This window comes from Accumulibacter sp., from assembly GCF_029255145.1.
Taxonomy (GTDB): Bacteria; Pseudomonadota; Gammaproteobacteria; order Burkholderiales; family Rhodocyclaceae; genus Accumulibacter.
In genome coordinates this window covers 37,665-49,913 of record NZ_JAPUVQ010000021.1, presented here as the reverse complement: position 1 = coordinate 49,913, position 12,249 = coordinate 37,665, and the positions used below count along the sequence as shown (strand labels likewise).

General features: G+C 66.1%; 14 protein-coding genes. 2 read left to right on the top strand and 12 right to left on the bottom strand.

Annotation, left to right across the window (positions count from 1 at the left end):
• Positions 1 to 104 precede the first annotated feature (104 nt).
• Positions 105 to 755, bottom strand: a complete 651-nt coding sequence (locus Q1L50_RS01820) for an Rpn family recombination-promoting nuclease/putative transposase (RefSeq protein WP_300335469.1) — start codon at positions 753 to 755, stop codon at positions 105 to 107.
• 503 nt (positions 756 to 1,258) lie between these two features.
• Positions 1,259 to 1,615: a hypothetical protein gene (locus Q1L50_RS01815; protein ID WP_300335468.1), complete on the bottom strand. Its 357-nt coding sequence runs from the start codon at positions 1,613 to 1,615 to the stop codon at positions 1,259 to 1,261.
• Positions 1,616 to 1,636: 21 nt separating this feature from the next.
• On the opposite strand from Q1L50_RS01815, the gene Q1L50_RS01810 reads away from it, so the two are divergent.
• On the top strand, positions 1,637 to 1,867 hold the full coding sequence (locus Q1L50_RS01810; protein ID WP_300335466.1) for a hypothetical protein: 231 nt from the start codon (positions 1,637 to 1,639) through the stop codon (positions 1,865 to 1,867).
• Positions 1,868 to 1,877: 10 nt separating this feature from the next.
• Here Q1L50_RS01810 and Q1L50_RS01805 read toward each other — a convergent pair whose 3' ends face one another.
• The 6 genes from Q1L50_RS01805 to Q1L50_RS01780 form a co-directional block, all read right to left on the bottom strand.
• Positions 1,878 to 2,081, bottom strand: coding sequence for a heavy metal-associated domain-containing protein (locus Q1L50_RS01805; protein WP_300335464.1), 204 nt, complete (start codon positions 2,079 to 2,081; stop codon positions 1,878 to 1,880).
• Between the two features lie 65 nt (positions 2,082 to 2,146).
• A complete protein-coding gene (locus tag Q1L50_RS01800) occupies positions 2,147 to 3,646 on the bottom strand; it encodes a HAMP domain-containing sensor histidine kinase (protein ID WP_300335463.1) in 1,500 nt (499 codons plus the stop codon).
• On the bottom strand, positions 3,643 to 4,344 hold the full coding sequence (locus Q1L50_RS01795) for a response regulator transcription factor (protein WP_300335462.1): 702 nt from the start codon (positions 4,342 to 4,344) through the stop codon (positions 3,643 to 3,645). Before Q1L50_RS01795 ends, Q1L50_RS01800 begins: the two co-directional genes overlap by 4 nt.
• 58 nt (positions 4,345 to 4,402) lie before the next feature.
• Positions 4,403 to 5,230, bottom strand: coding sequence for a spondin domain-containing protein (locus Q1L50_RS01790; protein WP_300335460.1), 828 nt, complete (start codon positions 5,228 to 5,230; stop codon positions 4,403 to 4,405).
• Positions 5,231 to 5,471: 241 nt separating this feature from the next.
• Positions 5,472 to 5,879, bottom strand: a complete 408-nt coding sequence (locus Q1L50_RS01785) for a hypothetical protein (RefSeq protein WP_300335458.1) — start codon at positions 5,877 to 5,879, stop codon at positions 5,472 to 5,474.
• 77 nt (positions 5,880 to 5,956) lie between these two features.
• Positions 5,957 to 6,544: a putative metalloprotease CJM1_0395 family protein gene (locus tag Q1L50_RS01780; protein WP_300335457.1), complete on the bottom strand. Its 588-nt coding sequence runs from the start codon at positions 6,542 to 6,544 to the stop codon at positions 5,957 to 5,959.
• 188 nt (positions 6,545 to 6,732) lie between these two features.
• Here Q1L50_RS01780 and corA point away from each other — a divergent pair, with 188 nt between their 5' ends.
• Positions 6,733 to 7,698, top strand: a complete 966-nt coding sequence (corA, locus tag Q1L50_RS01775) for a magnesium/cobalt transporter CorA (RefSeq protein ID WP_300335455.1) — start codon at positions 6,733 to 6,735, stop codon at positions 7,696 to 7,698.
• Between the two features lie 34 nt (positions 7,699 to 7,732).
• Here corA and Q1L50_RS01770 read toward each other — a convergent pair whose 3' ends face one another.
• The 4 genes from Q1L50_RS01770 to Q1L50_RS01755 all read right to left on the bottom strand — a co-directional run bounded on the left by Q1L50_RS01770 (position 7,733) and on the right by Q1L50_RS01755 (position 12,206).
• The gene (locus tag Q1L50_RS01770; RefSeq protein ID WP_300335453.1) at positions 7,733 to 8,257 is read right to left on the bottom strand and encodes a glutaredoxin family protein; all 525 of its coding nucleotides are present in this window, start codon (positions 8,255 to 8,257) and stop codon (positions 7,733 to 7,735) included.
• Between the two features lie 13 nt (positions 8,258 to 8,270).
• On the bottom strand, positions 8,271 to 10,364 hold the full coding sequence (locus Q1L50_RS01765) for a M3 family metallopeptidase (protein ID WP_300335451.1): 2,094 nt from the start codon (positions 10,362 to 10,364) through the stop codon (positions 8,271 to 8,273).
• 66 nt (positions 10,365 to 10,430) lie between these two features.
• Positions 10,431 to 11,171 (bottom strand): DUF2189 domain-containing protein, encoded by a 741-nt coding sequence (locus Q1L50_RS01760; RefSeq protein ID WP_300335449.1) that lies wholly within the window; start codon positions 11,169 to 11,171, stop codon positions 10,431 to 10,433.
• Between the two features lie 96 nt (positions 11,172 to 11,267).
• Positions 11,268 to 12,206: a phosphoribosylaminoimidazolesuccinocarboxamide synthase gene (locus tag Q1L50_RS01755; protein WP_300335448.1), complete on the bottom strand. Its 939-nt coding sequence runs from the start codon at positions 12,204 to 12,206 to the stop codon at positions 11,268 to 11,270.
• Positions 12,207 to 12,249: the final 43 nt, after the last annotated feature.

Sequence of the window (12,249 nt, the reverse complement as noted above, 5' to 3'; positions counted from 1 at the left end):
CTTGCACTCCTAGCGACGCTTGGTCTATGCCATACGAAAATTATGGCCTTCGAAATAAAGTGCTACTCGCAATTCCGGAATTCTACCTACATTCCCGGCCGGGATCAGGAAATCTGAAATTGTGGCCCCTGCAAACGCTTCTGCAACAGCGAAACCGCTCGTCGCACGTCCGCCGGCGCGCGGCTGCCTTCGAGACGAATGATAGCGGCGACGGTATTGTCCGTGTCGGGCAGGTCGGTTTCGCTGAGTGCCGCCTCCTCCAGCAGGAAATAGCGCTGCTCCGGGTGATAAGGCTTCAGGCTGGCGGGCAGCGGCTCGATCAGTTCGCTGACCTCGCGTGCCGCGGTCCAGCGGCGTCGCCCGTTGTAGAGAACGAGCGGGAAAACCGCCGGCAACCTCTGCTTGCCGCCAATCTCGCCGGTCTTGATCAGATCCTGATACGGCAATCCGGTATAGACCATGATGCGCAAGGCCATCCAGGGGTCGACACTGCTCTGGAACTCGAGCAGCAGATAGACGTAGAGCCACTCGCCACGGTGGCGCAGGCGCCAGACGACGTCATCCTCGCGCTCGCGCAGGTCGTCGCTGACGTAGCTGGCGGCGACCTTCTCGAGCGTGCTGAAGTCAAGCTCGGCGACCCAGTCCTCGGCGACGAAACCACGCAGCAGGTCTTCGACGACCTGGGCATGCGAAAAGAGCAGCTTGTAACCCGGGTCGTAGGTCGCGGCGGCGGGTCGTGGCGAGTCGGCAGGCATTGGGTCGATGGCCTCCACCCTGGAGATCGTTGGTCGTGCGAATGCGCCTGAGCGTTCCGCTTGGGCGCAAACTTCGGTGTTCATTCTCGCACAGCGGACGGCGACGAGCATTCAGCGGCAAGGAACGGTGACGATACGCGGCTTCACACGCCACAGCGGCGCGCACGGCGATTACCTGCTGCCGCCATTGGCGGACATCGCTGCCGGCAGCTACCCGATCGGCAGCGACGAAGGGCTGTCCGAGGCGAGGTCGCTGTGGATGGCGCAGGCTGGTCCCGTCCGCACGGATTGCCCACCAGGGCGCGCGCCGCCGGGCATATATCGAACAGGGGCGCCTCCCGGGCGCGAGCTCCGCCGCGCCCCGCCCCCGAACCACGGTGGCACACGGACAAACCTATCCGCCCTGGTGCGCGCTCGGCTTCAGCCAGCCGCGGAGCAGGCGGCCGATCTCGACGACGATGGCACTGACACGCTGGTACGGGCCGGCCGTAGGCCGGCGCCAGTCACGGGCCAGGCGCAGGTAGGGGCACAAGTTGTTGAGCGCCGCGGCGACTTTCGGCTTTCAGCTTGCCGATCGACTGCTGGCGCTCAGGCGCGACCTCGCCGACGGCAGCTACCGGCCTGGACCCTACGTCAACTTCTGCATCGACGAACCGAAGCGACGCGAGATCAGCGCCGCGCCGTTCCGCGATCGGGTCGTCCATCACGCGTTGTGAAGCATTATCGAGCCGCGTTTCGAGCGCCTGTTCATCGCCGACAGCTACGCCAATCGCGTCGGCAAGGGCACCCGCGAACCGCGTTGCCGGGCCTACCTGCGCTACGTCGACGACTTTGCGCTGTTCAGCGACCGCAAGCGCCAATTGTGGGCCTGGAAACGCGCCATGGTCGAGCGCCTGGCACAGTTGCGGCTGACCATTCACGAGCACGCGGCGCAGGTACAAGCGACGCCGTGCGACATCGCCTGGCCGGGCTTCGTGGTCTGCCCGGGCCACCGGCTGCGCAAGGCACGCAAGCCGCGCAGCACCGCCCCCAATCTCTGCGAACGCATGGACAACCATCTTGACGGGCGAATCAGCTTCGGCGAATTTGACGCCAGCGCCAAAGGCTGGTGAACCACGTCCCCTACGCCGTCGGATAGCCTGCTTCTTCGATGATCTGCCGGATGTCGCCCTCGCTGACCATCGCCGTGTGCTCAACGGTCGCCTCGCCGGTTTCCAGAGAAACCTCGACGTGGCCGATGCACGGCAGGTCCTGGATCGCGTTCATCACGGTGCGCAGGCAGTCGTCGGAATTCATTCCGGCAATCTTGAGGGTAGTGGTCGGCATGAGCGACTCCAGAAAGGGGGAGTGCTCATTGTATTCGCTGCCGCCGGTCCGACGACAGCCAACGCTCACTGCGCCAGCGGCAAGGCCAGGCACAGGCGGGTGCCGCCGTCCGGCGACGGCAACGGCCGCAGGCTGCCGCCGTGCAGCGTCGCCACGCGTTGCGCGATCGCCAGGCCCAGGCCGCCGATGCCACCGCTGCTGCGCCTGACCGGCGGGTCGCGCAGCGACTGGCCGTGTTCGAGGCGGTCGAGCAGTTCTTCGGGCAAGCCGGCGCCGGCGTCTTCGACGGTGATGCGCGCCTGTCCGCCTTCCCGGGTGACGCTGACCCGCACCGGCGCCGCACCAGGGGCATGGCGCATGGCGTTATCGATCAGGTTGGTCAGCGCGCGCTCGATCAATTGCAGGTCGCCGTCGAATTCCAGGCGTCCGGGCGGATCGCCGTGCAGGGTCACCGGCGGCGGGCCCTCGGCGAGCTCGAATTTCTGCACGGCGTCGGTCACCAGTTCGTCGAGGCGGAATCGTTCGCGGTGCAGCAACTGGTCGGTGGACTGGAGCGCCGCCAGTTCGAAGAGTTGCTGCGACAGGCGACGAACCTTGTCGCTCTGCGCCAGCGCCGCGGCCAGCACGCGCTCGCGTTGTCCGGGCTGGGCCAGCGTCGTCTTGCCGGCCAGCGCTTCGAGATGCCCGTGCAGCGCGGTCAGCGGCGTCCGAAGATCGTGCGCGACGCCGGCCATCATCTCCCGGTGGGCGCTCGCCTGCTGCTGCTCGCGAGTTGCCTGCGCCTCGATGCGCTGCGTCATCTCGTCGAAAGCGACGCCGATCGCCTGCACCTCGTCGCCGCCGCTCGGTGACGAGCCGCTGCCGGTGTCAGCCGCCTGCAGCGTACGCAGGCGGTAGTCGCGCATGCGCCCCGCCAGGCGATGCAGCGGCAGCGTCAGCCGACGCAAGGCAAAGAAACCGACCGCCAGGGTTACCAGCAGGCCCAGCGCGGCAACCAGCGCGGTGCCCAGCCAGATGCGGCGCTGGCTCAACTGCCCGGCGACCGCTTCGCGGGCCGGCCCCTCGAGCACCACGTAGAGGTAACCCGGCGGTCGGGTATCACCGCTGCGCGGCGGAAACATCGCCGCGCTGAAGAGGCGTGGAATCCCCGAGCCCATCGGGTCGGTGCCGCGCAAGGGCAAGCGCCCGCCGCCGAGGAAATCGCGGACCGCTTGCAGGTCGACCTGTTCCTGACGGACCATTCCTGGATCGCCGATGTAAGCCTGCACGCGACCGTCGGCATCGAGCACGTAAACCTGGATTCCCGGGTTGACCACCATCAACATCGACAGCAGCGCGTCGCGCGCGGCGCGGTCGGCCTGGTCGCGATCGCGCTCGCTGACCGTTATCTCGGGCCAATGCTCGACGATGTGCCTGGCGAGTCCATGCGACAGGCGCTGCAGCGACTCCTGCTCGTCCTCGGCGGCGACGTGCCAGCCGAGCACGCCGACCAGCGCACCGTAGGCGAGCAGCAGCGTCGCCATGGCCATCGTCAGGCGGCTGGAAAACGAGCGGCGGCGGCTCATGGCGCATGTCCCTCGAAGCGGTAGCCCACGCCCCAGACGGTGACGATGCGGCGCGGGTCGCGGGGGTCTTCTTCGATCTTGGTCCGCAGTCGGTTGATGTGCGAGTTGACGGTGTGCTCGTAGCCGTCGAAAGCGGCACCCCACACCTTCTGCAGCAGCTCGCCGCGGCTGAAGGCGCGCGCCGGGTGGCGGACCAGGAAGTGCAGCAGGTCGAACTCGCGCAGGGTCAGCGGCACCGCGACGTCATCGCGCAGCAGTTCGCGGCGCACGGTGTCGAGACGGAAAGGGCCGAAGCGCAATTCCAACGCGGCCACCGGCGACGAGCGCAACTGCTCGATTCGCCGCAGCAGGGCACGCACGCGGGCAACCAGTTCGAGCATCGAGAAAGGCTTGGCCAGGTAGTCGTCGGCGCCGAGTTCCAGACCCAGGACGCGGTGCGCCTCGGCCGAGCGCGCGCTGAGCATGATCACCGGCACGTCGGCGTGCCGCGCCCGCAGGTGGCGGCAGACGTCCCAGCCGTCGGCTCCCGGCAGCATCAGGTCGAGCAGCACCATGTCCCAGCGCTGGCGGTCGATCGCCGCCATCGCCCGCAGCCCGTCCGATTCGCGGTGCAGACGATAGCCCGCCTCCTCCAGATGCAGACGCAGGGCGCCGGCGATCGCGTCGTCGTCCTCGACGAGCAGCAGTTGCTCGTTCATCGGACGACCGGCACCAGACGCCGGACGACGACGCGAAGGGAGCCGGCGGCCGTCGGAATCACACTGGCGACAGAGCCGACTCGGGACCCTGCTTGCGGCGCCGGCGGCCGACCCAGCCGACCGCCAGCAAGCCGGGAAGCATCAGCGCGAACGTCTCGGGCTCGGGCACCACCTGGAAACTGATGCGATAGACGTCGGAATCGGCGCCGAGTCCGCTCTCGAACACGTAGCCGGCGGCGGTGGTTACGCCGTCGAACTTCTTGAGGTCGTCAAAGTTGAAGGCGACCACCGAGTTCTCGGGTGTGCGCGCCGTGGCGTCGCTACCGGCGACGAAGGCGGCGGCGTTCGGATCGAAGATTTCGGATCCGGCATCCCAGATGTCACTCGCCTTTTGGTTGATCGAAGCGATCAGCAGCTTGCCAGCGGCGTCGAACAACTGGTACTGCATCGGCGAATCGTTGCCGATGAACGAATCGTTGCTCGGCAGCGCCATCGAAGCAAAGGTGAAGAAGGGATTGGTCATGGTGTCGACCAGGAAGGTCGCGCTGTTGCTCTGCCCGGGCAGCAAGGCTCCGCCGATCACCCCGCGCATCGAGTTCGGCTCGGCTGCCGCAAACGCCGCCTGCCATTCGGCACCGCCGCCGAGTTCGGCAACGGAGATGATGGCAGCGCCGGCAGTCTGGCCGATGTTGAAGGCGTCGAAGCTGCCGCTGCTGAAACCGACGTGCAGCGGCGCAAAGCTGACGCTATTGGTCGGAGCGAGGTTTTCAATAGTCACCATGACCTTGACCTGCGCGGCGCCTGCGGCGCTGCAGAAAGCCAGCGCGGCGGCAACACCGCCAAGCCGGAAAGGAATGGAAAAAGGGTGGGAGGCGCGTTGGTGCATCAGTATTCTCCTCGAAAAAGGGGTCAGCTGGGAAATCGAGCCCGAAACGCCGAGCTCGCCCCAACGATGATAGGAAGCCCCCCTCCCCGAGTCCTCATCGAATGATCACGGCGCGGTGATGCTTCGACGCGGAGCCTGCCTGCCAGCGAACCACTGAAACGCGACATCCGGATGCATGTCGGAGGACATTGCGGCGCGGGCAGCGGCCGTCGATCGTCGATCTTGCGGCAAGAATTCCCGATCAGCGCACTCTCAACCGGTCGCGGCTCGGGCGGCACTGCCGTCGTATCGAGCACCGCCAGGAAGGGCGTGCGTTCACTGGTGACAGCGTCCGGTGGCGTCTCGGCTGCGGCCGGTCGGACCCGCCGCGACCGGGGTCGGTTTGGTCGTCGGGAAGGCGCTTCTGCAGCCGGCTCGGATAAGCCAGCTCGCCCATAACGTTCTGCTCGGGATCGAATGGCCTGGTGACGCCCTGGGCGCTGCTCGGCGAGACGGCGCGGGCGTCGAGGTTCGCTTCAGCCAGGACGATTGCCAACGCCAGCCGCTCGTCAACCTCATGGTCGCGCGCCTGACGGCGGATCAGCGCCGCCAACGTCTGCTTGCCGGCTGCTGTGCGAGACATGCATCCCCACAAAAAACCATCCAGCATCGGGTTCCCGCTGATTCCGACCCCGAGTTCAGCGGCTCGTCCTTGTGCCAGCGCAGCCGCACTGCCTGTGCTGCCGGTCAGGCGACCGCGCTGAACCCGGTTTGGCCGGGGCCGTCGGCCACTGACTGGTAGGCAGCTGCCGCTGCCCGTCGCCGCGGATTGCTGGCCTGGCCGGTTTCGCCGCGACGCTCGGCGTTGTCCTGCGCGGCCAGTTCAAGGCGGGCCACGCTGGCCATCTGCGCCGCCTGCGCGGCGACTTTCTGATCCTGCGGCGATGGATCGGCCGGCGCCAGTGCGGCAGCGCGAATCTGTTGCGCCTTGGCCAGAGTCGCAGCGGGATCGTTGCCAGGCGAAGTATCGATACTCACTTCGCCGCCGACTGCGTAGCGCTGGTGGTCGGGGCCGACCTGATAGATGAAAGTGGCGCCCCCGGCCAGACCAGCGCCGGCCGCCATGTGCGCCAGCTCGTGAATGCGCACCTGACGGTCGGTGGCCTGCAAGGCGGCGATCTGGCGCAGGTCCTCGACCGAAAGGCCGCTGTCGGGCGGCGCGGGTGGTGCGCCGTGGTCATCCTGTCCCGCTGCGACAGGCCGACCGGCAGCTCGGTCGCGTGCGACGAGCGGCGAGGAAACTGCAGCCTGCGGACTGGAAACGCGGTTGATCACCAGAACCTCGATGGCCAGTGGTCGAGGTTCAGACTATAGCGCCGGCAGCGGGAATTCGCCAATGTGCCGCGGCCAAATCGGCAGCGCCGTGCCGTCGGCGAGCGCAACCCCGAACTCCGAACAATCGTCACCGTCGGCGCGGAAGAAAACAGGGAAAATGCAGCGATTCCTTCGCTGGAGCGTCACCCATGCTGATCAACTGCGTTGCCTACCGCGCGGGCAGGAAGCTCGCTGACCTCGATATCTCGCAAATCAGCGATTATCGGATCGATCCCGCCTGCTTCGTCTGGGTCGCGCTGCGTGACGCGACGCCGGACGAACTGGAGAAAATGCGGCAGGAATTCGACCTGCACCCGCTGGCCATCGAAGACGCCCATCACGGGCACCAGCGGCCGAAGATCGAGGAGTACGGCGACGGCCTGTTCGCGGTGATCCAGCTGCTGGCTCTGGAAGAGAGCGAGATTGTCGTCGGCGAAGTGGATATTTTCGTCGGCCACAACTTCATCCTTTCGGTCCGAAACCGCAGCAACCAGGCCTTGCTGGCAGTGCGCGAGCGCTGCGAGCGCGAGCCCGAAGTCCTCCAGCAGGGTTCGGGCTTCGTCCTCTACGCCTTGATCGATGACGTCGTCGACCACTATTTCCCGATTGTCGACGCCATCGAGTCGCAGCTTGAAGACGTCGAGGAACGCATTTTCGACAAGGGAGCCGCACGCTCGAACATTGGCCGGCTGTACCAGCTCAAACGTCGCCTGACGCTCGTCAAGCACGCCGTCGCGCCGCTGATGGAAGCGGTCGGCAAGCTGACCAGCGGCCGCGTGCCGCCGGTGTGCGCTAACAGCCGCGAGTACTTCCGCGACGTCTATGATCACCTGACGCGCATCAACGCGCAGCTCGACACGCTACGCGACACCGTCGGTACGGCCATTCAGGTCAGCCTTTCGTCGGTGGCCATCGAACAGAACGACGTCGCCAAGCGCCTCGCCGCGTGGGCGGGCATCTTTGCCGTCGCCACGGCCTTTGCGGGGATCTGGGGAATGAACTTCAAGAACATGCCGGAGTTGCAGTGGGGCTATGGCTACCCGATCGCCCTGACGACCATCGTCGGCGCCTGCGGGCTGCTGTTCTGGCGCTTCCGGCGAACCGGTTGGCTGTGAGCCGAGCGCGCCCGGCCCGGTCACCCGCCCGGGCCTATTCGGCGGCCGATCCGTAGGGCGTGAAGCCGTAGGGGGCGGTGGCCGGGTAACCGGCGAAATCGAGCAGTTCGTTCCATCTGGCGGCGACAAAGCCGGTAGCGCTCTGCCGGCCGACGCTGACACTCGGCAGCGCGGCGGTACCGCCCAGTTGCCGGCCGAGCGCGGTCAGTTCTTCCTGGCTGACCAGCACTTTTTCCGAGAACGGAACACCGCGGCCGTTGAGCAGCGCGCGCGCCTGCTGGCACGCACCGCAACCGACGCTGGTGTACAGGACCACCGGGAACTTCTCGCTGGCGACGCGGATGGCGTACGGGAGCCGTTGTGGATCGGCGGCGCCGCTGCTTTCGCTGATCACCACCCGCCGCGTCCCGGGCGGCGGCGGCAGGTCGGAAATCACCGTGCTGCCCGTCTTCGGGTCTTCCCAGCGGTAAGTGGTTTGCGCACTGACGGCGGTGGCAAGCAGCAGTGCGGCCGTGATCGGGGCGATGCGGGCGAAGTGCTGGGCGACGGAGGGACGCATGGCTCGGCTCCTTTCATGCGGTGATCATTCCACTGTGCCTGAGCAGCGCGTCGACCTGTGGTTCGCGACCGCGGAAGGCACGGAAGTTGTCAAGTGCCGAACGGCTGCCGCCAACCGACAGGATGGTGTCCAGAAAGCGCTTTCCGGTCCGCTCGTCGAAAGGGTTGCCGGCCTCTTCGAAAGCGCCGTAGCAATCGGCCGAGAGGACCTCGGCCCACTTGTAGCTGTAGTAGCCCGCGCCGTAACCGCCGGCGAAGATGTGCGCGAAGCTGTTCGGGAAACGATGCCATTCGGGCGGCACGATCACCGCCACCTCCCTGCGCACGTCGCCGAGCAGTTGCAGCACGCCGCGCTCGCCAGCCGGGTCGAAATCGCTGTGCAGCAGCAGATCGAACAGCGAGAACTCGATCTGCCGGAGCGTCTGCATGCCGCTGAGAAAGTTCTTGGCCGCCAGCATCTTGTCAAACAGGGCGCGCGGCAAGGGCTCGCCGGTATCCACATGAGCGCTCATTCCCTGGACCACGCTCCACTCCCAGCAGTAGTTCTCCATGAACTGCGACGGCAACTCGACGGCATCCCATTCGACACCGTGAATGCCGGAGAGCGGCAGTTCCTCGCCGCGCGTCAGCAGGTGGTGCAGGCCATGGCCGGTCTCGTGGAACAGGGTGATCACTTCGTCGTGGGTGAAGGTCGCCGGGCGCGCTTGCCCGTCCTTTTCGCCGACCGGTCGCGAAAAATTGCAGTTGAGGTAGGCAACCGGCTTCTGGATGCCGTCGCCGGCCGTGCTCGCCGATCCCGCGGGCAGGCGGCGGCGAGCGATGGCTTCGTCCATCCAGGCGCCGCCCCGCTTCGTTTCGCGGGCGTAGAGGTCGAGGTAGAACTGGCCGAGCAGTTCCCCCGCCGGCGTCTCGATGCGGAAGAAACGAACGTCCGGATGCCAGACCGGAGCCCGGTCTGGCTTGAGGCAAACGCCGAACAGCGTTTCGATGACCGTGAACAGCCCGGCCAGAACCTTGTCCTCGGTGAAATACTGCTTCACTTCCTGCTCGGAAAAGGCGTAGCGGCTCTGCAGCAGCTTTTCGGAAACGTAGCCGACGTCCCAGGCCTCCATCGTCTCGATATTCAGTTCGTGGCGCGCAAGCGCACGCAGGTCGGCGATGTCCCGTTCGGCAAAAGGCCGCGCCTTGACCGCCAGATCGCGCAGGAAGCCGAGGACCTGCGGGATCGATTCGGCCATTTTCGGGACCAGCGAGACTTCGGCGAAGTTGGCGTAACCCAGCATCTGCGCTTCTTCACGACGCAGCAGCAGGATCTGGCGGATCAGTGGCGTATTGTCGAGTTCGGCTGCACCGAACTCGGCGGCGCGCGTCGCGTAGGCGCGGTACATTGCCGCGCGCAGGCGGCGGCTGTCGGCGTACTGCATCACCGGCAGGTACGACGGCATGTGCAGGGTAAACTTCCAGCCCGCCTGGCCGTCCTTCTTTGCCGCCTCGCGGGCGGCTTGCCTGGCGTCTTCGGGCAATCCTGCCAGTTCGGATTGGTCTGTCACCGTCTCGGAAAAGGCGTTGGTGGCGTCGAGCAGGTTCTCCGAAAACTTCGCCGAGAGTTGCGAAAGTTCCTCGGAAATGGCCTGAAAGCGCGGCTTCTGGTCTTCGGGCAACTCCGCGCCGGCGAGTCGGAAGTCGCGAATTTCGTGCTCGACGATCCGCCTCCGCGCCGCCGAAAGGCCGGCGAATTCGCTGCTCGCGGCGATCGCCTTGTACTTGGCGAACAGTTGCAGGTTCTGCCCGACTTCGGCGTAGAAACGGGAGACCTCGGGCAGCATGCGGTTGTAGGCGTCGCGCCACCCGGGGACGTCATTGACCGCGTGCAAATGACCGACGATTCCCCAGGCACGCGACAGCGGCTCGAGTCCATCGGTCAGCGCCGAGGCGAAATCGTCCCAGGTCGCGGCGACGCGATCCGAGGTCAGGTGCTCGACCAGCGCGCGACAGCCGTCGAGCAGCTTGCTGATTGCTGGCTGCACGTCGGACGGCGCGATCAGGTCGAAGCGAGGCAGGCCGGAAAAGTCGAGAAGCGCGTTCTGCTGCGTGGGCGAGGCTGTCATCAAGGGTTCCCTGGTTCGCGAAGAGCCGTTGCCGAGCGCACAGGATCGGCGGCTCGACGGCCTCTCCTATTCTACAAGGTCACGGTAGGCGTGCCACGAGGCGTGGCCGATCAAGGGCATGAAGACGATCAATCCGAAAAACAGCGTGACAAAGGAGAGCACGGTCAGCGTCGCCACGATCGCTGCCCAGATGATCATCACCCGCAGGTTGGCATCGACGGCACGCAGGCTGGTACGCATGGCAGTGACAAAGTCGATCTGGCGATCGAGCAAGAGCGGTACCGAGACGACGGTGATCGCAAAATTGAGCGTCGCCAGGACACCGCCGCTGATCAACCAGATGAACAGCAGATCGCGGTGCTCGGGGTACTTCGGCGCCTCGGCCAGCAAGATCAGCAGGTCGGCAGGAATGTGCGGTGCCAGCAGTGCGAAGAGCAGCGTCGAAACGCGCTCCCAGGTCAGGCCGATGACCGCCAGCAAGAGGCCCAGCTTGGCCAGTTCGCCCATGTTGCGCCGGCCGGCGGCGAGCGACCCGAAAAAGGTCGTCGACAGACCCTTCTCGCGCCGCCGGCTGATCTCGTAAAGGCCGCCGGCCAGCAGTGGCGCGATCAGCAGAAAACCGGAAGTCGCCGCAATGAACAGATGCCCACGATACCAGGCGAAGATGGTGATCACATCGCCGACCGCCGCGAATAGCAGGCCGTAGGCGAGGCTGGCAATCGGGCTGGTGCGCAGGTCGCGCCAGCCGGCCGACAGCCAGAACAGCGGCTGGCCGAGCGGGACGCTGCGAACCTTCGGTGGCGCCATTATTCGGCTGCGCTCAGGTGGTGTTGCTTCTGGACCCATGCGTTCTCCTTGCTGAAGGGCGCCGACAGCGTTTCCCGTGCCGCGCCCTGACCTCGCTCATTCGGCCGGCTGTTCGCCGGTCAGTCGCTCGCAGGCCTCGGCGTACTTGGCGCGGGTGCCGGCAATCACTGCCGGCGGCAGCCGTGGCCCCGGCGCCTGCTTGTTCCAGTCCAGCGTTTCCAGATAGTCGCGCACGTACTGCTTGTCATAAGACGGCGGGTTGCTGCCTGCGCGGTAGCCATCAGCCGGCCAGAAGCGCGACGAGTCCGGGGTCAGCACTTCGTCAATCAGGTGCAGGGTCCCGGCGGCGTCCAGGCCAAACTCGAATTTTGTGTCGGCAATGATGATCCCGCGCGAAGCCGCGTATTCGGCGGCAGTCGTGTACAGCGCGATGGCCGCAGCGCGCGCCTGCCCGGCGATCTCGGCGCCACTGCTGCCGGCTCCGGCAAGCAGGTCGGCGAGCGCTGCCGCGCAATCGGCTTGCGCGCGCTCGAAGGAGATGTTTTCGTCGTGATCGCCAATTGCCGCTTTGGTCGCCGGGGTGAACAACGGCTGCGGCAAACGGCTGGCAAGCTGCAGGCCGGCCGGCAGGGGGATGCCGCAAACGCTGCCGGTGGCCTGGTAATCCAGCCATCCCGAGCCGATCAGATAGCCCCGCACGACCGCCTCGACCGGGAGCGGCTGCAAGCGCTTGACGACCAGCGCGCGGCCGCGCACCTGCGCGCGCTCGCTGGCACTCACGACTGTTTCGGGATCGATACCGGTCAGTTGATTGGCGACGATACCGGCAAGTTTCTCGAACCAGAAGCACGCCAGTCGGGTGAGCACCTGGCCCTTGCCGGGAATCGGGTCCGGCAGGATGACGTCGAAAGCCGACAGTCGATCGCTGGTGACGATCAGCAGTTTGTCGGTGTCGACGGCGTAGATGTCGCGTACCTTGCCACGGCCGAGCAGTGGCAGGCTATTGATCGTCGATTCAAAGAGCACATCGGTCACGTGTTCATCCGGTCCGGCAAATAGAGGATCAAGAGGTAGTCGA